Source organism: Ruegeria sp. AB11, assembly GCF_056536325.1.
Window position 1 is genome coordinate 177,686 of record NZ_JBQFJO010000002.1, and the last position, 21,931, is coordinate 199,616.

The following is a 21,931-nucleotide window of genomic DNA, read 5'->3' on the forward strand; positions in this document are numbered from 1 at the left end:
GCATCGGGCGCGATTGGCGTTGCTCAGAATCCCAGACGCGCCAGACGGGGATAAATCCTGCGATAAACAACCGGTGGTAACCAGTTTTCCAGAACTTCCTGCCGGTGCGATTGGCGGTCGAACTGATCTTCTGTACCGGGGCGTGGCTTGAAGATCGTCGAATGTGCCTTGCGGCTGGGGTCCCAGGTCGCTGTATAGTAGTACAGCGCTATGGACTGGCGTGGCTCACCATCGGGATGGTTCACTTTTTCGGGGTTGCCATGAAATGTGCTTGTGCCTGTCGAGAAGCAGCACATGCGGTTGAAGGTCGGCACAAAGCTTTTGACCTTGGTAGTCATGTCGTTGCTCCAGATCTCGAATGAACCGCCCCATTCCTCGCGCCAGTCGTCGTTCAGATAGATCAACACGTTTAGGCGCCGTTCAACGACCATCTGTTTGTGCAGATTGAAATCCGCATGAATATCCAGATGCCCCCCGTTTTTAACCCGGTGGATGCCCGCGCCGATATAATAAGGATCGGGGATCAACCCTTTGATACCGGTCATTTCCTCAAGAAACAGGATAAACGGGCGGGAGTTGAAGGCGTGGAACAACTCGCGCGAATAGACCGGCAATCTCTCGGGATTGTACTGCGTTTTCAGGTTCTCCTGCGCCCGCTCAAATGTGTCGCTGTCTTCGCCTTCTTCAAGCGTGGCCACGTCCTTCTGAACTTTGCGCAGAACTTCTTCGGGAAGAAAATTATCGATGCAAATATGGTTATAGGGTTCGCCGCTCTGATATTCTTCGGCAAATGGGGCCGCCGCCGCGCGGGCGTTTTCAACACTGATACTTAGACGTTCGGGATCAATTTGATAGATCGCCATCTTCTTTTCCTATCTAAACAATAACACAACTCGAATTACCGGCCAACTTCTGCAGCGGCAGAGCAAAGTTGGGATCAAGGTCTTCTATCAGAAAAATGGGGGGATTCCCCCCATTTCACAATGTGACATATCCAACCATGCCTGACAAACACATGATCAGGATCAATAGGGCTATTTCAGAAGAAAAGTCCCATATTTTGCGACAATGAAACTTGAAACTCTGAGGCATGAAATACCCGAGTCTCCGGTTGGGAACAGGGTGATCTCGCGTGATGTTTGAACGAATTGCGAGACCCCGGCCAATTTACAGTGGCACATCCGCAATTCTGCCCATATTAAAGTATTCGTTGTTTATGAGTTCTCGCCCGTCGAATAAGAGTCCATTCTCTTTATGCCCAGGTTGTTGATTATCGGTACCGGATATGTCGCGGATTTGTATCTGCGCTCCCTCAAGCTCTATCCTGAAATCGAAATTGCCGGATGCTATGACCGCAACCCTGAGCGGCTATCTCAGTTCTGTGCCTACTGGTCGCTGCCCGCGCTGAATAGCTTTGAGGCGTTGCTGAAGCTGGCCGCACCAGGGGATATTCTGCTTAACCTGACTAATCCTTCTGCGCATTACGATGTATCGTGCAAGGGTCTGGAAGCCGGGCTTCACGTCTATTCCGAAAAGCCGTTGGCGATGAAGATGGATCAGGCCCAGGCACTGGCCGACATCGCCGCTGAGCGCGGGCTGCACCTTGCCTCGGCACCCTGCAGCTTTCTTGGCGAAGCGCCGCAAACGATCTGGGCCAGTTTGCGTGCAGGTGTAATCGGCAAAACACGCTTGGTCTATGCCGAGATGGATGACGATTTTATCTCGCAGGCCCCCTATCAAAAATGGTTCTCGGAAAGCGGCGCGCCCTGGCCGGCCAAAGACGAGTTCGAAGTGGGGTGTACTCTGGAACATGCGGGCTATTACCTGGCATGGTTGTTGCCCATGTTCGGCCCGGTGCGGACGGTTGTCGCGGCTTCGGCGGCGCTGGCAGATCTGTCCGATGTGACCGCCAGGGCAGCGCCGGATTTTTCGGTCGGGACGCTCTTTTTCGAAAGCGGCGTGGTGGCACGGCTCACCTGTTCCATACTGGCCACACATAACCACGAACTTCGGATCATCGGCGATACGGGCGTGATCGAGATGGACGAGTGCTGGAACAACGCCGCGCCGGTCCGACTGCGCCGACGTTTCTCGTTGCGCCGCAGACTGGTCAATGCGCCGCTGGCCAGGCGTCTAAAAATCAAGGGGCCGACCCACGAAAAACTTGGGCGCAAGGGTGCCGCGGCGATGAACTTTGCCCTCGGCGTGGCCGAGATGCGGGACGCAATCCGCGAAGAGCGGCCCTGCCGTCTGTCCCCCGACCTGTCTCTGCATATGAACGAAGTCACGCTGACCTTGCAAAATGCCGGAGAACACGGCGGAGCGGTCACGATGCAGACCCGCTTCGATCCCGTCGCGCCTATGCCTTGGGCCGAAAGCCTGGCACGTTGAACCATGTTTGAGATTTCGGTCATCATCCCTGCTAACAACGAAGAAGCTTATATCGGCCCCTGCCTCGAGGCTCTCTTGGCACAGGTCATCGCGCACCGGGCCGAGGTGATCGTTTCGGCAAATGCCTGCACCGACAAGACAGCAGATATCGCCCGTAGCTACGCACAGCGGTTTGCGCAGCGGGATTGGCATCTGGAGGTACTGGATTCGGAAGAGGGCGGCAAACCAGCGGCGCTCAACCGCGCCGACGCCGTGGCAACGGGTGGCACAAGGGTCTATCTGGACGCGGATGTTGTCATGTCACCGATGCTACTGGACGCGCTGGTGAAAGTGCTGGATCGTACTGAACCGGCCTATGCCAGCGGCGATCTGAAGGTCAGCTCGGCACAAAGCTGGGTCACACGGGCCTATGGCCGGATCTGGACCCGACTGCCCTTCATGACAGAGGGCGTGCCCGGTGCCGGGCTGTTTGCCGTCAATGCGGCTGGTCGCGCTCGTTGGGAGGCATTTCCGCAGATCATCTCGGACGACACCTTTGTACGGCTGCAATTCACACCGGATGAGCGTTTGCCGGTTTCGCCTCCGTATTCCTGGCCGCTGGTCGAAGGATTTCGGGCTCTTGTACGTGTCCGGCGCAGGCAGGACGCAGGAGTAGCCGAGCTTGCGCGTTTATATCCGGGTATACTGGATCGGGAAGGCAAAGCCCCGCTTAAAGCGGGACATCTGCTGCGCCTTGCCCTGACCGACCCGGTTGGTTTCGGGGTATATGTCGCTGTGAGCCTATCCGTCCGCAGCCGCAGCGACTCTGCCTGGAGCCGGGGTCGATAATGCGGTGCAGGGTGGAGATATATTTGGCTGGAAGCATAATGCGTCAATCGCGCAATCCTCCGACCTGTAGCAACACCGTGAAAGGAGGGTCCGGGTGATAACGCCAGATGAAGCGCAGTCGCAGTCGTGGGATGTGATCGTCATCGGCGCCGGCATGGGCGGCGGCATGGCCGGGCGGCGTCTGACGGAACGCGGTTTGTCGGTTCTGTTTCTCGAGAAGGGCGTGACGGGCTACCGGAGCGAACGTCAGTACTATGCCGATGATGTCACGGAGCCGATTGCTCGCAAGCTCCGGGGGTATTGGCCCAAACCGGTCGAGGCACACGACGGCGGGGCGGTTTCACACTATTTCGCGCCATTGGGCAGCGGGGTCGGTGGCTCATCCGTCTTCTATGCAGCGGCACTGGAGCGTCCTGAACCGCACGATCTGGACGACGTACCGGGCATCACGCACCCGACTGGCGGTTGGCCCGTGGGATTTGAGGCGTTCCTTCCCTATTTCGATCAGGCCGAGGACCTGCTCTTTGTACATGGTGCGGAAGACCCGCTCTCGGATATTCCTTCGGTCAAACTGCGCCCGCCGCCAGAATTCACACCCCAAGAAGCGGCGATGATGGCCGATTTCCGTGATCGGGGCCTGCATCCGTATTATTCTCATATCGCACAGAAATGGATTGAGGGGTGTGCCAATTGCTTCGGCAGGAAATGCCCGCGCACCTGCAAGATGGATGGCCGCTCGGCCGGTGTAGAACCGGCACTGGCCAGCGGTCGCGCCGCTATCATCACCGAATGCGATGTCGAAGCGCTGGCGGAAGACCAGCCCGGACAGATCACCGGCGTCCGTGTGCGCCATGGTGACGAGACTTTCACCCTGCGCGCCCGGACCTATGTTTTGGCCGCGGGTTCGTTTGGCTCGCCCACCCTGTTGCTGCGGTCAACCGACCTATCCGCAACCGGATGCGCAAATTCAAGCGATTGGGTCGGGCGCGGGCTGATGTTTCATATTGATAATTTCTTTGCTGTCTGGCCAAGGCGGGGTGCGGAACCGATAGGTAAAAGCAGGGCAATATCCACACGCGACTTTTATGTTGTGAAAGGTGAGCGTATGGGCCTGGCGCAATCCATGGGATACGAGGCGGATTACGGAACCATCCTGCGCTTTTTGCTTATGCAGCTCGAACGCTCGCGGTTTGCCAAATACACAAAGCTGCGCCGCCTTCTGAACATACCCGCCCTTTTGGCCGCCAAACTGTTTGGAAACGCCGACGTGTTCGTGGCCCAGATGGAGGACTTCCCCGTCCGCGAAAACCGGGTAGTATTGAACCAAAAGGACCCCGAGGTCTTTACATTCGAATACACAGTCGCACGCGACGTCTTCACCCGTCAAACCGGACTGCGCCGCGCCATCCGGAGTGCAATCGGTCGGTGGCGTGTGATGTTTCTGTCAATAAAACCAATCGTTAACGTCGGTCACCCACTGGGCACGTTACGCTTTGGAAGTGATCCCGCCACGTCGGTGCTTGATCCCGATTGCAAGGCACATGATCTACAAAACCTCTATGTCGCCGATGGTTCGTTCATGCCAACATCGATGGGGGTCAATCCAAGCCTGACCATCGCCGCCAACGCATTGCGGGTCGCAGACATCATCGCTGATCGGACGAACCAGTCTAAACAACCCAAGGAGGCGTCATGACAGATACAAGCCAGCGAATTCGCGAAGGTATTGCCGTCGTCACAGGTGCCGGCGCGGGATTGGGACAAGAACTGTGTCGCACCCTGATTGCCGAAGACATCCGTGTCGCGGGCATCGGTCGCAACCCCGAACAGTTGACGGCCCTTGCGACCGAGCTGGGGGACGGATTCATGCCCGTCACAGCCGATGTTTCGGACCCAGAGGCCGTCGCACGGGCATTCGAAGATATCACTGCCACCTCAGGCGCGCCCACGATCCTGATCAACAACGCAGCCGTTTATCCGCGCCGCGACATTCTGGACGAAACCCCGGAAAGTTTCATGCAGTCGGTCAACATCAATCTCGGCGGCGTTTTTTATTGCTGCCACGCGGTCCTTCCCGGCATGGTCGAGCGTGGCTATGGCCGGATCGTCAACCTCAGCACCTTCGCCCACATTGCACCGGCGCCCACGGCCGCGGCCTATTCGGTGACCAAGGGGGCTGCGCAGACATTGACCAAATCATTGATTGCCGATCTTGCCGACCGTTTTCCGGATATCGTCATCAATGACTGGATACCCGGTGCGTTGAAAACCCGAATGGGCATACCCGATGGCATCGAACCAGCAGAGGCCGCAAAATGGGGCGTGCGACTGGCATTGTGGCATGATCCGATGCTCACCGGACGCCTGTTTGATCAGGACACCGAGTTTCTGGAGCCAATCTCTTTGAAACGAAAGATATTGAACAAGATTACCGGCAAAAAGCGCATCCCGCTGCGCCTTTCGTAACAAACGCGTGGCGCGGTGGTTTGAAAGCCACCGCATCGCCAAATGTTCAGTCCGCTTGCCATGAAGCAACCAGTTCCCGTGCCTCGATTATATTGTCCTCGATCGAGCAATAGGTCCAACCTCCGTACCGCCCGATGGAATAGACACCACTATCGTTGAGGACTTTGTTCAAACGCTCTACCTCTGATTTGGCCTGCTGGTTGATATGGACATAGGCCGGGTCCATCACCAAGGCGTGGTAAGCCACCAGCTCATGGTCATCAATCAGACCTTCACGGGCCAGATCTTCAAGCACGCGTGCGCGGGTGGCTTCGACGTCAACCTCTGCATCACTCGTCAGGCCGACCTCAACATAAAGGCTCATCCGGTCGGCGTCGAATATGTTGTCATAGAACCCAACACGGTAGAACACCCGCTCGCGATTAGGGTAGTAAACCCAATGCACATCGCGCGGCCCCTTCCGGTCGAAGCCCAGATTGAAGACCAGCACCTTGTTCCAGGTAAATGCCTCTTCCTGATGCTCCAGACCGGCAATTCTGGCCAGATGGTTGAACGGTGCGGACGACACCAGCCGCTCAAAGCCAATTTCGCGACGTGTTGTGCGCGCCACCTTGCGGTCAAGGTCAATCCCGTCCAACGCTTCGTCCAGACAGATCGCATCAGGCTTCACGGCGCTGGCAATGGCATTCACATACTCGATGGCGCCGCCTTCGGGATAGGTGAACGTGGCATTATAACTCTGATTGTCAGGGATCTTCATATTGTGGATGATGTCATCCACATCTGCGTGCGGAAAGAACCGCCCCATGGCGTCTTTGTCGAGCGAACTGAGGTCGCAGGCATAGAGCTTCTCGTTGTACGGAACCAGGAATTTTTCGCTGATACTCTTGCCGAAACGGCCATAGATCATGTCCAGAAAACTGCCCTCTGCCTGCTCGTTCGGTTTGGCAAAATACAGGTCATACAGGCAGTCGATGAAATCCGCCTTGGGCAATTGGTGGATGTTCTTCTGAAATGGAAAATCAACCCAGTCACCGCCATAAGCGATGAAGGACTTCTTTTCGCAGGTGATAATCTGCTGGCCCTGCATCCGTTCACACAACCAGGCTTCGATTTCCGGGTTCTTGAAGTGGAAGAAATGACCGGAATAGTCCCAGACAAACCCATCCTTCTTGATGGTTTTGCAATAGCCGCCAATGGCGCTGTCCGCATCAATGACGAGGTAGTCGGCATCGCCAAGGGCTGCAGCAGTGGACAAGCCGCTAATGCCGGCCCCGATGATCAACGTCTGGGTCTTTTCCATGTGCAAGTTCCTACATTCAAATGATAACGTCTGTACGGGTTAATATCTGCGTCAGCCTTAAAAGGCACGGATCGCGGCCTTGTATCCTTCAACGGTTTTGGTCGCGACTGCATCGGGGCTGTAAAGCTCGCGGCAATCTGCCCAAGCCTGTCGCCCAAGCCGCGTGGCAAGGTCCGGATCGTCCAATAGGCGCTGACAGGCCGCAACCATTGCCTCTAGGTCCTGACTGGGGATTAAAAGGCCATTTCGCTCGTCTTCGATGACTTCGGGAATGCCACCCACCGCCGTTGTGACCAGCGGACAGCCCAGAGACATCGGTTCCAGCAACATATATCCCATCGTATCGTACTGGGCCGCAATCAGAGTCAGGTAGTGGCTTGTTCTCAGACTCATCAGCTCGGAATGAGTCATCTGTCCCCGGTAGTCGACACGATCACGCAACTTCGGTGGGAAATTCTGCTCGAAGAACTCCTCAAAATAGACTGTGCCATTCTCGGTTTGGATACCTTGATCCGGGCCGATGAAGGTCAAGGTCAGATCTGGGTTCGCCTCGGCAAGCCGCGCAAAGGTCCGAAGTACCAGATCCCCGCCCTTGATGCTGTCGAAACGTCCGACGAAAAACATCTTGTTCTTATCACACCGGTCAACTTGCCAGATCTCAGTTTCTGGCGACGAAACAATTGGAGTTGGAATAATGGTACTGCTCTCAATCCCAAGATCGTAGTGTTTGCGAATTGTATCCAGCGTGTCGTTACAGTTGGCCGTCACATAATGCGCTGCTTTGATGGCCAGCCCTTCATATTTCAAACGCCCGTCATTGATGGACTGCGCGGATGTTGCGTCCTTGAAACCACCGGTCAGCACGAATGGGCCGTGCAAACGCACTGAAACGGGGACGATATTCATCATCGCAACCTCGGCACCCATTCCGAAGGATTCCTCGATCTCGAAAACCTCGATCCCTTTTTCGGCCACCAGTTTGCGAATGGCCAATGCGATCTTGGACGAATGCCGCAACGCGTCGTAAGGGCGCCCAGTCAGCTTCGACTGTATTTTGTGCCAAATCCTTGAAAGAAAAGGAACCTGAACGTCCCCGAGGTCAATCGTATACGGATCCTTCTCTCCAGCGTCAGGCGTCAGAATATAAACTTCATGTCCAAATGCCCGCAGCGAGGACACAAGCTGCGACGTGTATGTTACAATTCCGGACGCGACGCGTCCGGGCGGCCAAGATGAGACGTAAATCGCGATCTTCATCGGCTGGTCGGTTCTTTCATTCATGTCCAAAAATCTGAGCAAACGGTTCTCTGCCCATCTCCTTCTTGGGGCCTAAATCAAAATCTCTTAAAGATGGAACAACTGCCACCGGACGGCGCGGGTTGTGCACGTAAATGACTCGTAGCAGGGACTCTCTGTCCATGCTAGATTCCAGTTGCAGTTGTCATTGTCTGTGGCACAGTATCCACGCTGGATTCTAGCTTTAGTTGCAGTGATATGCGGCAATTTTGACCTCGAAAGAGGCGTCCCAATACAGGGGACAATCAAATAGGGTACGAGTTATTGTTGCAAAGGTTGGCTCGGGAAATCACGATGGCTTGCCCTCTCAGGTCGATCCCGCAAAAAGGTGAATCATGACAAAGCACATTCTTCTCACCGGCGGCGCCGGATTTATCGGCTCGCATACCTATGCAGCCCTTGTGGATGCCGGTTACGCGGTCACCATTTTGGACAATTTCGAAAACGCGCGCCATGACGTGCCTGACCGGCTGTCCCAGATCACGGGCGAAGCTGTACCGGTCATCGAGACAGACATTCGCGACCAGGACGCCATCAATTCCGCATTTGCCACCAACGACTTTGATGCCGTTGTGCACTTTGCTGCATTAAAATCCGTCCCTGACAGCGAAGCCGATCCCATCGGCTATTACAATTCCAATTGCACAGGCTTGATCAACATCGTCGACGCAATGCAGGCAAGTGGCGTCAAAAATATCGTCTTTTCGTCATCGGCCGCAGTTTACGGCAGCGCTTCGCAAATGCCCTTAACCGAAACCAGCCCCTGCCTACCGGACAGTTGCTATGGCTCCACAAAGCTATTCGGAGAGGAATTTTTGACGCGCGTCGCCAAGGCGCATCCCGATGTCAAAACCGGCATACTGCGCTATTTCAATCCCGTCGGGGCTCACCCATCCGGGCTGATCGGGGAGGATCCCTCTCAGCCGCCCGGCAATCTCGTTCCGGTGATTGCCCGCGTCGCGCGCGGCGAAATCGAGGCGCTTTCCATCTTCGGTGGCGATTACGATACCCCCGATGGAACCTGCATCCGTGATTATATCCACGTCCTTGATCTGGCTCGGGGTCATGTACTGAGTCTCGATGCACTTCTGAACCAGAAAGAAAGCCATCTCGTCAATCTTGGCACCGGGCGAGGAAACTCGGTCCGTGAAGTTCTGAACACCTATTCGGAGGTGATCAATCGCGAGATACCCAATCGCATCGTGGATCGTCGCCCTGGCGACCCGCCGGTTTCTTATGCAGCGACAGACCGGGCAAGCGAAGTCCTTGGATTTGAGGCGAAGCACGGCCTCAGGGACATGTGTGAAAGCAATTGGAAGTTTTCAGGGGATAAGTGAAGAATGCTCTGAATGCTTGGAACCATCATCCATGCACTTCCTCGAAATCATGTTGCTGCGGCCCAAAGTTCAGCCATTCCCCAGCCCACTGCTGCTCCGACCAGTACAAGCGGCATCAACCGGACCTCATGCAGCAGTGATACCCAGCCTTCCCGACGCCCCATCACCAAGAGCGCGGTGACCTCGGGGATGCGATGCAATGCGACAACGAATAGCGCAAGGGTCGTTGACCCGAAACCCCATATCGCGATGAACAGTCCGACCCAGATCGTTGCAGCGCTTACCAGGCTGAGAACCGTCATCTCGCGGAACCGGCGTTGCGCGCTATAGGCCTCGCGCAACAGGCGCGGGCCAATCAGGATCAGACCCACAGACAGGATCTGGATCATGCCCGCGACGTCCGCGTATCGGTCATCGTAGATAATACCTACCAATGTTGGGGCGAAAGTCATTAGCGTGCCGGCTCCGAACATCGCCAGACTGTCAAACAGGATGCGGTATCGATAATAGCGGCGGCGCAAAGATGCCTCTTCGCCGTCTTTGTGCAATTCAGTGAACACCTGAAGTCCCATCTGAGCGTGAACCGTGTTCAAAAACGTCTCGACAATATCCACGATCTGACGGGCGATATAATAGAAACCAAACGAGCTTGCCGACATCGCAAAGCCTAAAACAAAGCGGTCAGCCATTACGGTGACGGCGGACAAAGCCGAATGGCCGATGATCCATTTGCCGCGCTCGATGATCACCCGGAAATCGTCAATGGCCCAATTCAGGCGCATCGCCGGGCCGAGAAACATCGCATAGCTCAGTACAACCATAATGAGTGCGCCTGCGAGATTGCCCAGAACCAGCGCCCAGATATTACGCAGCCAGAAGGCCAGACCTATAGTTATGACCGTTGTCAGAACCACTCTGATCAGCGTCTCTTTGCTGACCTGACGGAACTTCATTTCGCGTTCATAGACAAACTTGGCTGGTGACGCGAAGCCGCTGATGATAGAAAACCCACCGATTGCGGCGATTGCAAATGGAAGCGTCGGGTCACCATAGCTTGACTTTGGATCGAACCACTCTGCCCCCTGCCCCCACGAAATGCCAAACGCCAGCAGGATACAGACCAGCAGGATCAGAACTCCGCGCAAAATCTGCGCCGTCCAGCAGGAGCGCAGAAACCCATCATCCAATTTGCCCTCGCGGGTCAGGATCAGCGAGCGCACGCCCAGATCGGAGAACATCTCGAGCACGAAGATGAAGGTCATGACGACGGCGAAGACCCCGAATATCTCGGGCGTCAGTATGCGGGTCAGCACGATGGTCGAGACAATCCGCGCCAATACCTGCATCACGAAGACCATTGTCGACAAAGCTGCCGACGCCATGATCTTGCGCCGCAGACTGTCGCGGTCGGACATCAGCCCGGATATGCACTGGCTTATGAACTTCATGCCGGTTCAGCCATGGTCTGACTCCACCACATCCTAAAAGCCGAACAGATTGGCCTGGGTGATGCCTTTGCGGATAAATTCATCCCGATCCGCTTCGGGCTTCCAACCCAGAACCTCTTTGGTGCGGGCATTGCTGAAGGGGGACAGATGGCCCCGGGATTTCCAATCGCTATAGGACTGGTTCTTCAGATCATGCAGCCCGACGACGTAGCGTTTGAGCAGGTATTTGATGCTGCCCGACAGGTAGAAGGTCCAGAAAGCGCCTTTTTTGACCTCGATCCGCGCGCCCAAAGCCTCATGTATCGCGTCAAAATAATCCCGCGCGCTCATCATCGGCTCACCAATCAGATTAAATGACTGCCCCACGGCAGCGTCATTGTCGATCATTGCGATCAGAGCATCCGAGATATCTTCGATCAGGACAAACGGTAGGATGTTGTGCCCATCCCCCCAGATCCGCACCGCCCCGGCCCCATGCCAGCGCCCGATACCCCAATGTTGAAGCGGCCCGCCCTCACCGATGACAATGCCGGGCCGCGCAATTACCAGAGGCAGGTCCTGATTCCGGTGCATTTCAAGCAGTCGCTTCTCGCATTCCGCTTTTGAGCGGGCATAGAGGTTGCGGTCGCTCATATCCTCGCCAAATCCGGTGTCTTCTGTGATCGTGCGTACTGGATCGGACATGTCATATGAGGCGATAGTTCCAGTGTAGATCAACCGCTTGACCCCGGCCTCTTGCGCTGCCTCCGCCACGCGCACAGCCACGCCGACGTCGTTTTCAAGGCACCCTTCCCAAGTACTGTCCATGGATTTGGCCAGGTTATAGACGACCTCAATCCCTTCCATGGCAGCGGTCAGCGCCTCTTTGTCCCGCAACGAAACAGCAACAGTTTCAACCTGATCAGCAATGTCGGCGAAAGGTCCATGCCGCCCACGACTGAGGACCCGCACCCGACGTCCGCTTTTGACCAAAGCGCGTGTCAGATGGCGACCGATGAAACCAGTGCCCCCGATCACCATAACCGTAGGCTTCAAAGTTGCAGCAGGCACGACCGGGGCAGGCTTCGCGGTGAATTCATCCGGTATCAATTCGGCGGTTTGTTCAATGGCTCCGATGACGGCCCCGGCAGCAGCGGCCGAAAAACGGTCGTCCACCGGGTTGTTAGTGCGGATCGCATCGTAAAACGCACCAAACGCCCCCAGAAAGCTCAGCGCATAGGGGGATTTGCGGTTCAACGATGTCAGTTGTCTCACGCCGTTGACCACGCCCTCGCGCAGATGCTGACCCGCCAGCCCCATCTGTTGACGGAATGGGTTTATGACGATGTCGGATGTGTTCTCGCATCGGATCGTCAGCGTGTCCGCAGCATAATCCAGCCGCGCCATTGCCGAGGATCCATGCACCACAACCGACCGGTCATCCATTGTTTCAACTAATTCGAGATTGAACGTCAGATCGACATGGCCGGCCCGCGCCCGGATCTGCCAGCTTTGCGGGCGGACCTGCCCCCCTTGCAGAGTGACAGGCTTACCTGCTTCCAGTCTGAAATCGCTGAGCTCACCAAACAGATCCACGGCAAAGGCATACAGATGCGGCCCCAGTTCGAAGAGCAGATTGCGTGCCTCTTGCAACATCCACAGGCCATAAGGACCGGATCGCAGAGGCACCAGGGGAAAGCGCCAGTTGAACTCGGCGCTGTTGATTCTGCCCAACGCGCCAGACCGGCAGGCTTGTTTCAGCCGCTTATATGTCGGGACACCCAGGAAGTTGTGGCAGACGGCAACCTGCCGACCGGCCTCTTCTGCAGCAGCGGTGACTGCGCTGCAATCGGCATGCGACAAAGCAAAGGGTTTCTCCACCATCACATGGAAACCCGCCCGAAGGCAGCGCTGCGCCAGATCGGCATGGATATGCGGGGGGGTCAAGATATGGACCGCGTCGCAGATATTGGCCGTCGCCATTTCCTCGATCAAGGTAAAGGACTGAATTCCATAAGTCCCCGCGAAATCCGACGCCGCAGCGGGCGACACATCGCAGATTGCGGTCAGGTCAACGCCTTTGCTGGCCCGCAGCGCGTTTGCGTGCCAGGTTGCGATATATCCGGCTCCGATCAGGCCGACGCGAATTGGGTTCTGAGACATATACTTTTCAACTCAAATGACTATTTATATTCGATGATCTTCATCGGCGCCGCCCGCTTTCGGCGCCACAGGTATGTCAGCATACCAACAACGTTGGGAAGTTTGGACAAGGACAGCAAAACCGCTTGTCGCATAGCTGATGGACGAGGCAAGCCTTCCTGCATAAGGCCCTGTGTCGTCCGCAGGTACGACAGCACATAGATGCCCAGAACTGCCAGAACGATCCAGACCGACACGAACAGCCCGATTGCCGCGACGGCTGGCAAGACCGCACCATAGAACCAGGCCCTTTTGCGCTCTCGCGTGAAATAGTCGGCATGCAGATCGCCAACCTGGGCAAATCCATGCCCGGTGCGAACGGCCCGCTTCCACCATTGAGAAAAACGCATCATGGCAGCGTCGTGACGGGTCATGTCCAGGGGCAAGCGTTCGATTTTCCAACCCGCTTTGCGAATGCGCACGCAGAATTCGTCATCCTCGGCCGCGATGACGGTGTCATCAAAGCCGCCGACCCCGTCAAAGGCCGGAACCCGTACCATCATGTCGCCGCCGCAGGTTAGGATCGAACCCGCCGGGCGGTGCCATTCGAAATCGCAAAGCGCATTGTAGACGCTTGTATCGGGGTGAATCTCAGCTCTCCAACCTGTCACGATGCCAAGCCCGGGATCGGCGACCAGCGCCTCAGACGCGGCAGCGACCCAGCCATCAACGATGGCGCAATCGCCATCAACAAACTGAACAAAGTCCAGTGGCACACCCATCGCCTTTAATGCAGCATATCCGGCGTTGCGTGCCCGCGCTGCAGTGAACGGGCGGGACAGGTCCAGCTCAACTACATGTGCCCCAGCATTACGGGCCTGCTGCACGCTGTCATCGGAAGAGTTCGAATCTACATAAACCACCGCAGACACTTCATCGGGAACCGAAGCCAGGCAACGAACCAGACGTTCACCTTCATTTCGACCGATCAGGACCAGACCGATTGCCGGGATCAGGGTATCATTCGGCATTCCTCACCCCCTGACTTTCAGGTTGGACGAGCTGCGCCAGACGCGTCGCTTCAGTTTTCTGGTTGAACTCGGCGGTCACCTTGGTCCGGCCCGCCTGACCCATGCGGGCGCGCAATTCGGGATCGCTCAGCAAATCACGCAGGCGTTCGGTCAACGCATCGACATTGCCGGGCGGCACCAGATAGCCGCTGACGCCATCCTCGACCAGTTCCGAAATGCCGCCGACACGGGTGGTCAGCACAGGCAGACCACTGGCCATCGCCTCCATCAGCGTCACCGGGACACCTTCGGCAAAACTGGGCAGGACCAACGCATCGGCCCCAGTCAAAATCTCTGCCACCTCACTTTGCGATTTGTATCCGGCGAAATGCACCACCCCATCCAGTTTCAAGCGCTTCGCCTGATCTTCAAGATCTGCGCGCTCTGGCCCATCCCCGATCAATGTCGCATGCAGTCCTGGCACGTCTTGTTCAAGCCGCGACAGCGCCTCAAGCAGGATTGGCACGCCCTTTACCCCTGCCAACCGACCGACAAATACTAGATGAGGCCTGTCAGGATCGGCGGTGCTTGTCGCTTGATACTTCTCGGGATCGATACCGCAATGAATGATATTGAGCTTCTTCCAATGCTGGGGATCCGAAAAGATCATGCACTGGCTGCGGCAGAAATCGCTGATACAGGCCACAAACCGCGCCTCAGAGATCTTGGTATCGATGCGCCAGTGTTTGGGTTCAAAAAAGATATCCGGCCCGTGGATTGTGAAACTGAAAGATATACCGCTGATCCGGCTGGTCAGCATTGCAACCGTGCAGGTGGCCGTAGCGATATGATTGTGAAGATGGCGTACCTTACGCTTGCGAAGATGCTCGGCCAGCACCGCCGCCTCTGCAAAGTAGAACAGTTGATACACCAATCCCTTCAACCCGGCCGGACGGGTCTTCAGCGCCAGACCAAGGGCCGAGAAGTATCGACCTGGCGCCCGCATCAGTGCCTTCAGGTGGCATTGGATCAGGTGCAACGGGGATTTCGCTGCCGCGATCACATAGAATGTATTCTGGTATTCCTGTTGTTGTTCGGGGCCCACATGATGCTCGATGCCCGTTTTGCGGATCGAACACGTTTCAACTTCAACCCCCTGCGCACGCAGGGCGAAGATTTCGCGCTGGATGAAAGTATCTGTCGCGCGGGGGTATTCCCCAGTCAGATATGCGATGGGCGCTGGCTGGCTCATGCCGACTGACCTTCGATCTGTAACCGGTGCATGACTTCGGAAAAGGACGGCTGCGGCGGGATATCCAGTCGCGCATGAAGGCGGGTGGTGTCAAAGCGCACAGGTTTCATCCGGGCATGCAACGTGGCGGGCCGCAGCAGCCCCGGTAATCTGTTACCCAGCCTCGGAATCTTGCCCAATACGGCACCGACAATACTGAACAGACGCCAGCTAATCGGCCATACCGCGCGCGGCCAACCCGTCTGACGCAGCGCCGCGACATAGGTGGCGCGGTCCGGACGGTCATCATCAAAAACATTGATCACTTCGATCCCATTGGACGGAGTCTGCGCTGCCTGCACAAGCGCCTGCGCAGTGTGCACCACATAGCTGACAGGGACTTCCCCGGCACTTTCCATCGATATCAGCAGCGGTCCAACAGGATACCCCAAATGCGCGTTCCACAAACGCTCTGGCCCAAATACCGCGCCAGGCCGCATAATCCAAAGATCGAAACCTTGTGCTTCGGCCACAGCACGTGATTGCCGCTCTTGCATCAGTTTGGCCTGACAATAGGCGTCCCGCTTCTGAGGTGCAGTTTCGAGCGGGCAATCTTCGGTCAACAGCACGCCGGTTTCTACTGCACGGCCATCATAGACGGACAGGGAACTGACCAGCACCAGCCGAAGCGCAGACGAGCAGGCCTGAATCGCGCCAAGTACCGTTTCCATCGCCTTCGCCGTCTCGCGAATCTGGCGGTCTGGCGCCCCACCCACTATTGCCGCAGCGTGAATAATTGCATCCACATCAGACAATCGTTTCGCTAGTCTGCCCTTCGCATCTGGTTCCGCCAGATCCAGAGGAAACACGACAATCCCGGAATCAGCGCTCCATGCAGCAGGCGTAGTCGCTTCAGAGCGCACCAATGCCACCACTTCATTCCCCGCGCCTCGCGCCGCATCAACCGCGTAGCGCCCGATGAAACCGCTCGCGCCTGTGATCAAAATCTTCAACCCAGCCATGACGTTAACACAATCCGGGTGTCCCTTGGTGCTTGGTATTCAAAAGAAATCTCAACCGCAAAACACTATCAAACCTAACAACAAAAAGACCAATTCAAACCCCTGCGTAAATCGGGATTTTGTCAATTTCGAGAGTTTTATAAAGTAAGTGAGCGAAATTACGAATGGGAATGCCCGAATTTTTGCCCGGAAAAGAACAATTCCGCGCCCCTGCCCGCATATGACGATAGGTCTCCCCAACCTGATATCGACAAACACCAGACTGTGAACGTGCGCGAACACAATACTCGATCAAAGCGCTGGTAACATCACGCACTACTGGGCAGTATCCCGTTAGTCGAAAGCCCAACCCTAAAAAGCAATGTTCAGACATCTGATTGATCCGCCACTCATCGCGCTTTGCACGACCATTTTCCTAGCTGGCTGCGAATCCTCCGAAGAACGGGCCGAGCGCTTTTATCAATCGGCGCTTGAGCTTTTGGAGACTGGTGATCCCGAACTGGCGCTGCTTGAACTGCGTAACGTATTAGAGCTGGATGTTTCTCATACCCAAGGACGGATCTTGTTTGCGCAGACTCTGGCACAACAAGGCCAGATAGGCGAGGCGCTGAACCATTATCTGCGCGTGGTCGAACAAGAGCCCGAACGGCTGGATACCAGACTTATCGTGACCAGAATGTCATTGGACCAGAACCGATGGGAGGATGCGTTGCGCCATGGTCGCACTGCGCGTGATCTGGCAGCTGACAATGCGGATGTCCGCTTTCTAAATGCGGTTCTGGACTATCGTGAGGGGATCGAGGCCGAGGACATTGCTGCGCTCGACGCGCCATTGCAAGTCGCACAGGACAGACTGGTGGACAGTCCCGACGATCGCCTCGCCCGGCGATTGGTTATTGATCATGCGGTAACGACTGGGAACCCTGATCTGGCCCTGCGCCGGATCGAAACAGCGTTGAGGCATCTTCCTGATGAGTATGAATTCCATCTGGCCCGTTTGCGTATCCTGTCCGACCAACAGGACATGGCGGCAATAGGTGAGGCATTGCGGGAATTGACGGGCCGCTTTCCCGACCGGCGATTGGCGCGCAACATGCGATTGGCATGGCATATGGAGCAAAAGGACGTCGCCGGCGGCGAAGCGTTTTTGCGTCAGCTCGCAAATGCACCAAACGCAGGCGTGGACGATCACCTGCAAGTGGTCGATTTCTTGAAACGCACCCAAGGTGAGGAAGCTGCGCGCTCAGAACTGAACAGCCTGATTTCCGCGCAGCCCGAAAACAAAAGCTATCAGGCCACATTGGCGGCCCTGAACTACGAGGCGGGCCAGACCGTAGCCGCCATCAAAATGATGCACGAACTGCTGGCGGACGCTCAGGCCACGGAAGAGACAGCAAACCTTAAGATCAATCTGGCGCGCATGTTGATCAGCGGCGGGGATGTACCTGCCGCCGAGGCGCTGGTCAGCGAGGTTTTGGCGGAAGCTCCGGGTCATACGGAAGCGCTGAAAATGCACGCCACCTGGCAAATCCGCGAGGATCGCCCCGAGGAGGCCATTCTGACGCTGCGCACCGCCCAGGCCGGAGCACCGCGCGATCCCGACATTCTGATTCTGATGGGTCAGGCACATGAGCGCACCGGAGCGCGAGAGCTGGCCGGTGAGCGCTATGCGCTAGCGGTTGAGGCCTCAGGTCGTGCTCTGGACGAGTCTTTGCGCTATGCAGCGTTCCTGCTGTCGGATGACAGGCTTGATGTTGCTGAAACCGTTCTGGCGGATGCGCTTGGTGTCACGCCCGGCAATGTCGAATTGCTGACCGCAATGGCTGAGATTCAGCTGCGGCAAAAGAATTGGATTCGGGTGAAGCGACTGATCTGGCGCCTGCGGGCACAAGATGATCCCTCTGCACTGACAGCCGCCGATCGGATCGAAGCAGCAGTATTGGTTCAACAGAACCGAACCGAAGACGCTATCAGATTCCTGAGCGACCTGAGCGCTGCGGAGCCGGCAGACCTTAATGCACTGACAAACTTGATCGGCACCATGGTACAAAACGGCAAAATCAATACGGCTGTTGATGTGCTTGAAAACAGGTTGCAGGACACACCCGGCGATCCGGTATCGCGCTATTTGCGCGCCGGGATTTACGAGGCCGAAGGCCAGGATGACGAAGCCGAAGCGATCTATCGCGTGTTGCTGACAGAAGACCCGACAAATCTTCGAGCCGTACGCCAAATGGCCCGGATGCTGACCCGACAAGGGCGCGAGGCAGAGCTAACGGCACTGCTCAATGTCGCGTCAGACGCCAATCCAGATGCAGTGTTGCCGCGCGCCCTGCGGGCAGAGCAGCTTCAACGTCAGAATGATTTCGACGGAGCGATTGCAGCTTATGATGCGCTTTACACAAATAACTCTGACGTAGAGGTATTTGCCAACAATCTGGCCAGTCTGATCAGCATCCATCGCGATGATGCCGAAAGCCTGTCGCGCGCCTTTGTCGTCGCCCGCCGGTTTCGACGTTCAGACGTACCTGCGTTTCGCAATACCTATGGCTGGATTGCATTCCTAAGGGGTGAGTTGGATGAAGCGATAATTCACCTTGAGGCAGCAGCGCAAGGACTGCCCGACAATCCGACTGTTCAATATCATCTGGGAGAGGCTTATGTTGCTGCTGGACGCGGGGAAGACGCACAAAGCGTCTTGAACCGGGCTGTCGCGCTTTCGGCGCAGCACGATTTCTCTCAGTTACAAAGAACGCAGGAATTGTTGCAGCAATTGTCTGTCACCCGGTGACTGTCGCGCGGTCCGCTTGTCAATTCACCTGTTGGACCGAAACGTGTTCGACACAATTTTCCTCGACAAGCAGGGCGCGGCAAATGAGGACGGCACACAGGATCAGGCCGACAATTCCGCCTGTTGCTGCATAGATCATGATCGCGGTGGCCAATGAAGCGCCTGAAACCAGCGCACCGACGCTCAATGCGCCCCCGGCCATCATACCAAGCAAGATTAGTCCGACTATCATCACACCCTTCATCCCTCAATGCGCCCCACGAACGGTGCAACTCGGCGCCAGATCAGCAGATGATAAAGATGTGTCACAATGATGTCCCATCCCCACATGAACTGAAACCAATCAATTACCGATCACGTTAGACAGGTCTAGTTATCAAAGGGTAACTTCGACACAGTCCGCAAGAAATCGCGCAAAGTGGGTTGAAAGCCAAGCAAAATATGGCTGAAATAGCGTGGTGCATGTTCGGCACCACGTGATTGCTGCCGCAAGTCAGGGACAGAAGAGAATAATGATGAAATCAGTTTACGCATTGCTCGTTTCGGTGGTTATCGGCCTTTTGGCATTGCCAGCGGTGGCGCAGGGATATCGGTTTCAACCGGGTGACACTCTGCGCGTCGAAGTATTGGAAGACGAGGCCCTGAACCGCGACATTCTGGTAGCTCCTGACGGTCAGATTAACGTTCCGCTGGCAGGTTCTTTGCGGGCTGGAGGTCGGACGGCCGAACAAGTGCGATCAGAATTGTCCGAATTGCTGGCACCTAACTTCGCTTCGCCCCCTAATGTCTTTGTGTCTTTAGGGGAACTCAATGTCCCGCGAGAGCCGCTACCCCCGCGCACGATTGACGTTTATGTCATCGGCGAAGCTGGATCGCCCGGCAGGCACGCTCCTGTGCGTGGTACAACACTTTTGCAATTCTTCGGTGAGATGGGTGGATTTTCTAGATTCGCCGCCACAAAACGGATAATGCTACGTCGTACAGACAGCGCAGGTAAGGAAACTGTTTACCAGTTTAACTATGATGCGATGTTGGACGGCACAGGAACAGGGGGATCGACGAGGCTGGCCGACGGTGATGTGATTGTAATCCCACAACGGCGCTTGTTCGAATAACCCCTAAAAAGGGGCAGGGCAGTGAAACTAAAGCTTGGTTTACAAACAGCACTTTGTGGTGCTGTTTGTATGTCGATAAATACAGGTAACCGCGCAATCGCTCAGGGCATTGAGTTGGATCCCGGCGGGCCGCAAATGACCCTTGGCATAGCCCAGCGTTTTGAGACAGGGCGCAATTTGACACTTGATGTTCCCGAGCAGGGCAATGGATCAATTGCTTCGACAATCCTATCCTTTGGGCTATCGAGTGAAACTCCCATACAGAGCCTGAGCTTGGATGCTGTTACTGCTTTGCGGTTTAGCGATCTGCCAGATCGAGGCAGCGACGTTGATATCGGTGATTCCATCTTTGACTTTGGTTACATTCGAGACGGAGCCAACGCTGGTCTCGACCTTGGCCTCGACTTTTCAAGCTATGATATTGGTCTTTTTCGGTCACTTAATGACTTCATAGATGAAGACGGTGTAGTCGATTTACCCTCCGACTTTGGCGATTTAACGGGCGACGGGACTCGCAGAGAGTTACTCTTTTCCTTCCAAATGGACTTTGGGCGTCAGGATTTGGTCAACTATTATTTCCGCATAGACACGCAGAATCTTGACTACGTAGATCAGACAAGTCCGGATCTATTCGATACCGATGTAATTAGCGGCGGTGCGGGCATTGGCTTTATCCTGTCGCCGGTCACAACTGCCGCGATTGATATCAGCGCAGAGCGATACGAAGAAGATAACCCGGATCAGACTGACCGGAAAACCAAAGATATTGTTTTTGGGTTGTCTCAGGAAGTCACCGAACGGTTGCGGTTGGACTTCGCGTTAGGGTACGTGGATATCGATGAGCGAGAACTGATTTCCGGCGATGACTCTGCCTCTGGCCTCATCGGAGGATTTGGTGCCGAGTATGATATGCCTAATGGCGCAGTGTTTTTCGATGCTGAAAGCGAGTTGGCGCTGGCTGGACGCCTTAATTCATTCCGTGTCGGTCGCAGCCTTGAAGTGCTTGGCGCTGAACTCTCGGCCAGCTTGGGTGTTGCGCATACAGATGGTGGAAAAACAGAACCAATCGGGTCGTTGACATACAGTAATGAATTTGGCGACAACGAACTTCGAATCTTCTTCGATAGGGATGTCGTCATCACAGATGACGAGGTATTTCGCGACGAATATATTCTTGACGTCGGCTATATCTGGGGCCTTGGGCCATCTTCACGTTTCGGGCTTGGTGCAACGCAGATTTTCCAAGATTCTACTGAAGTAGATCCTCGCGTTGAACGGACAGACTTGAATGCCGTATACAGCTACGAGCTCGAGTCTCAATGGATTATAAATGCCGGTCTAAACTACAGTGTCCGTGATGAAGAGGGCCTTGGCCGAGCTACCAGTCCTCTGGCGTTTTTTCAGATTGGTCGAGAATTCGCTTGGCGGCCGTGATCAGCTTTCACCGTCAACTGCATAGGTGGCCTTGCCAGATATTCGGATCCACCATAGTCATCGGCTGCAGTTGTTAATACATATGTTCTGCATTACCGCCATGGTGAATCTCTGCTTTGGCTAATGTTCAACTGGGCC

The 21,931-nt window shown here is 55.7% G+C and carries 17 protein-coding genes; 8 read left to right on the forward strand and 9 right to left on the reverse strand.

The window, feature by feature from the left end:
* Positions 1–23: 23 nt before the first annotated feature.
* The gene (locus ACR3EJ_RS20310; protein WP_010442203.1) at positions 24–863 is read right to left on the reverse strand and encodes a 2OG-Fe(II) oxygenase; all 840 of its coding nucleotides are present in this window, start codon (positions 861–863) and stop codon (positions 24–26) included.
* 391 nt (positions 864–1,254) lie between these two features.
* Here ACR3EJ_RS20310 and ACR3EJ_RS20315 point away from each other — a divergent pair, with 391 nt between their 5' ends.
* The 4 genes from ACR3EJ_RS20315 to ACR3EJ_RS20330 all read left to right on the forward strand — a co-directional run bounded on the left by ACR3EJ_RS20315 (position 1,255) and on the right by ACR3EJ_RS20330 (position 5,685).
* Positions 1,255–2,391 carry a Gfo/Idh/MocA family protein gene (locus ACR3EJ_RS20315; protein WP_170546077.1) on the forward strand — a complete coding sequence of 379 codons (1,137 nt, stop codon included), beginning with the start codon at positions 1,255–1,257 and terminating at the stop codon, positions 2,389–2,391.
* Positions 2,392–2,394: 3 nt separating this feature from the next.
* Positions 2,395–3,219: a glycosyltransferase family 2 protein gene (locus tag ACR3EJ_RS20320; protein ID WP_170546081.1), complete on the forward strand. Its 825-nt coding sequence runs from the start codon at positions 2,395–2,397 to the stop codon at positions 3,217–3,219.
* 94 nt (positions 3,220–3,313) lie between these two features.
* Positions 3,314–4,915, forward strand: coding sequence for a GMC family oxidoreductase (locus ACR3EJ_RS20325; protein ID WP_170546084.1), 1,602 nt, complete (start codon positions 3,314–3,316; stop codon positions 4,913–4,915).
* On the forward strand, positions 4,912–5,685 hold the full coding sequence (locus ACR3EJ_RS20330) for an SDR family oxidoreductase (protein ID WP_170546087.1): 774 nt from the start codon (positions 4,912–4,914) through the stop codon (positions 5,683–5,685). The genes ACR3EJ_RS20325 and ACR3EJ_RS20330 overlap by 4 nt, the downstream gene beginning before the upstream one ends.
* Before the next feature lie 46 nt (positions 5,686–5,731).
* Here ACR3EJ_RS20330 and ACR3EJ_RS20335 read toward each other — a convergent pair whose 3' ends face one another.
* Positions 5,732–6,988, reverse strand: a complete 1,257-nt coding sequence (locus ACR3EJ_RS20335) for an NAD(P)-binding protein (RefSeq protein WP_170546090.1) — start codon at positions 6,986–6,988, stop codon at positions 5,732–5,734.
* Between the two features lie 57 nt (positions 6,989–7,045).
* Positions 7,046–8,269, reverse strand: a complete 1,224-nt coding sequence (locus ACR3EJ_RS20340) for a glycosyltransferase family 4 protein (protein WP_170546092.1) — start codon at positions 8,267–8,269, stop codon at positions 7,046–7,048.
* 350 nt (positions 8,270–8,619) lie between these two features.
* Here ACR3EJ_RS20340 and galE point away from each other — a divergent pair, with 350 nt between their 5' ends.
* On the forward strand, positions 8,620–9,621 hold the full coding sequence (gene galE / locus ACR3EJ_RS20345; protein ID WP_170546095.1) for a UDP-glucose 4-epimerase GalE: 1,002 nt from the start codon (positions 8,620–8,622) through the stop codon (positions 9,619–9,621).
* Between the two features lie 47 nt (positions 9,622–9,668).
* On the opposite strand, the gene ACR3EJ_RS20350 is transcribed toward galE, so the two are convergent.
* Genes ACR3EJ_RS20350 through ACR3EJ_RS20370 form a run of 5 tightly spaced genes read right to left on the reverse strand, consistent with a single transcriptional unit; the run spans position 9,669 to position 16,453 of the window.
* Entirely contained in the window at positions 9,669–11,069 is a 1,401-nt protein-coding gene (locus tag ACR3EJ_RS20350) for an oligosaccharide flippase family protein (protein ID WP_170546098.1), read from the reverse strand.
* A 33-nt stretch (positions 11,070–11,102) separates the two neighbouring features.
* Positions 11,103–13,211 (reverse strand): NAD-dependent epimerase/dehydratase family protein, encoded by a 2,109-nt coding sequence (locus ACR3EJ_RS20355; protein ID WP_170546100.1) that lies wholly within the window; start codon positions 13,209–13,211, stop codon positions 11,103–11,105.
* 20 nt (positions 13,212–13,231) lie between these two features.
* Positions 13,232–14,221: a glycosyltransferase family 2 protein gene (locus ACR3EJ_RS20360; RefSeq protein ID WP_170546104.1), complete on the reverse strand. Its 990-nt coding sequence runs from the start codon at positions 14,219–14,221 to the stop codon at positions 13,232–13,234.
* Positions 14,211–15,452, reverse strand: coding sequence for a glycosyltransferase (locus ACR3EJ_RS20365; protein ID WP_170546107.1), 1,242 nt, complete (start codon positions 15,450–15,452; stop codon positions 14,211–14,213). The genes ACR3EJ_RS20360 and ACR3EJ_RS20365 overlap by 11 nt, the downstream gene beginning before the upstream one ends.
* The gene (locus ACR3EJ_RS20370) at positions 15,449–16,453 is read right to left on the reverse strand and encodes an NAD-dependent epimerase/dehydratase family protein (RefSeq protein WP_170546110.1); all 1,005 of its coding nucleotides are present in this window, start codon (positions 16,451–16,453) and stop codon (positions 15,449–15,451) included. The genes ACR3EJ_RS20365 and ACR3EJ_RS20370 overlap by 4 nt, the downstream gene beginning before the upstream one ends.
* 361 nt (positions 16,454–16,814) lie before the next feature.
* On the opposite strand from ACR3EJ_RS20370, the gene ACR3EJ_RS20375 reads away from it, so the two are divergent.
* The gene (locus ACR3EJ_RS20375; RefSeq protein WP_170546114.1) at positions 16,815–19,244 is read left to right on the forward strand and encodes a tetratricopeptide repeat protein; all 2,430 of its coding nucleotides are present in this window, start codon (positions 16,815–16,817) and stop codon (positions 19,242–19,244) included.
* A gap of 19 nt (positions 19,245–19,263) precedes the next feature.
* On the opposite strand, the gene ACR3EJ_RS20380 is transcribed toward ACR3EJ_RS20375, so the two are convergent.
* Positions 19,264–19,476, reverse strand: coding sequence for a hypothetical protein (locus tag ACR3EJ_RS20380; RefSeq protein WP_170546116.1), 213 nt, complete (start codon positions 19,474–19,476; stop codon positions 19,264–19,266).
* Positions 19,477–19,756: 280 nt separating this feature from the next.
* Between ACR3EJ_RS20380 and ACR3EJ_RS20385 the strand changes: the two genes are divergently transcribed.
* Together ACR3EJ_RS20385 and ACR3EJ_RS20390 are read left to right on the forward strand one after the other, a co-directional pair.
* Positions 19,757–20,359: a polysaccharide biosynthesis/export family protein gene (locus ACR3EJ_RS20385; RefSeq protein ID WP_260026533.1), complete on the forward strand. Its 603-nt coding sequence runs from the start codon at positions 19,757–19,759 to the stop codon at positions 20,357–20,359.
* A 21-nt stretch (positions 20,360–20,380) separates the two neighbouring features.
* On the forward strand, positions 20,381–21,793 hold the full coding sequence (locus ACR3EJ_RS20390; RefSeq protein ID WP_170546121.1) for a hypothetical protein: 1,413 nt from the start codon (positions 20,381–20,383) through the stop codon (positions 21,791–21,793).
* Positions 21,794–21,931 lie beyond the last annotated feature (138 nt).

Excerpts from the sequence above, each read along its gene's own strand:
- ACR3EJ_RS20310 (WP_010442203.1), bottom strand. The coding sequence starts at position 863 with ATGGCGATCTATCAAATTGATCCCGAACGTCTAAGTATCAGTGTTGAA.
- ACR3EJ_RS20315 (WP_170546077.1), top strand. The coding sequence starts at position 1,255 with ATGCCCAGGTTGTTGATTATCGGTACCGGATATGTCGCGGATTTGTAT.
- ACR3EJ_RS20320 (WP_170546081.1), top strand. The coding sequence starts at position 2,395 with ATGTTTGAGATTTCGGTCATCATCCCTGCTAACAACGAAGAAGCTTAT.
- ACR3EJ_RS20330 (WP_170546087.1), top strand. The coding sequence starts at position 4,912 with ATGACAGATACAAGCCAGCGAATTCGCGAAGGTATTGCCGTCGTCACA.
- ACR3EJ_RS20335 (WP_170546090.1), bottom strand. The coding sequence starts at position 6,988 with ATGGAAAAGACCCAGACGTTGATCATCGGGGCCGGCATTAGCGGCTTG.
- ACR3EJ_RS20340 (WP_170546092.1), bottom strand. The coding sequence starts at position 8,269 with ATGAATGAAAGAACCGACCAGCCGATGAAGATCGCGATTTACGTCTCA.
- galE (WP_170546095.1), top strand. The coding sequence starts at position 8,620 with ATGACAAAGCACATTCTTCTCACCGGCGGCGCCGGATTTATCGGCTCG.
- ACR3EJ_RS20350 (WP_170546098.1), bottom strand. The coding sequence starts at position 11,069 with ATGAAGTTCATAAGCCAGTGCATATCCGGGCTGATGTCCGACCGCGAC.
- ACR3EJ_RS20355 (WP_170546100.1), bottom strand. The coding sequence starts at position 13,211 with ATGTCTCAGAACCCAATTCGCGTCGGCCTGATCGGAGCCGGATATATC.
- ACR3EJ_RS20360 (WP_170546104.1), bottom strand. The coding sequence starts at position 14,221 with ATGCCGAATGATACCCTGATCCCGGCAATCGGTCTGGTCCTGATCGGT.
- ACR3EJ_RS20365 (WP_170546107.1), bottom strand. The coding sequence starts at position 15,452 with ATGAGCCAGCCAGCGCCCATCGCATATCTGACTGGGGAATACCCCCGC.
- ACR3EJ_RS20370 (WP_170546110.1), bottom strand. The coding sequence starts at position 16,453 with ATGGCTGGGTTGAAGATTTTGATCACAGGCGCGAGCGGTTTCATCGGG.
- ACR3EJ_RS20375 (WP_170546114.1), top strand. The coding sequence starts at position 16,815 with ATGTTCAGACATCTGATTGATCCGCCACTCATCGCGCTTTGCACGACC.
- ACR3EJ_RS20380 (WP_170546116.1), bottom strand. The coding sequence starts at position 19,476 with ATGATAGTCGGACTAATCTTGCTTGGTATGATGGCCGGGGGCGCATTG.
- ACR3EJ_RS20385 (WP_260026533.1), top strand. The coding sequence starts at position 19,757 with ATGATGAAATCAGTTTACGCATTGCTCGTTTCGGTGGTTATCGGCCTT.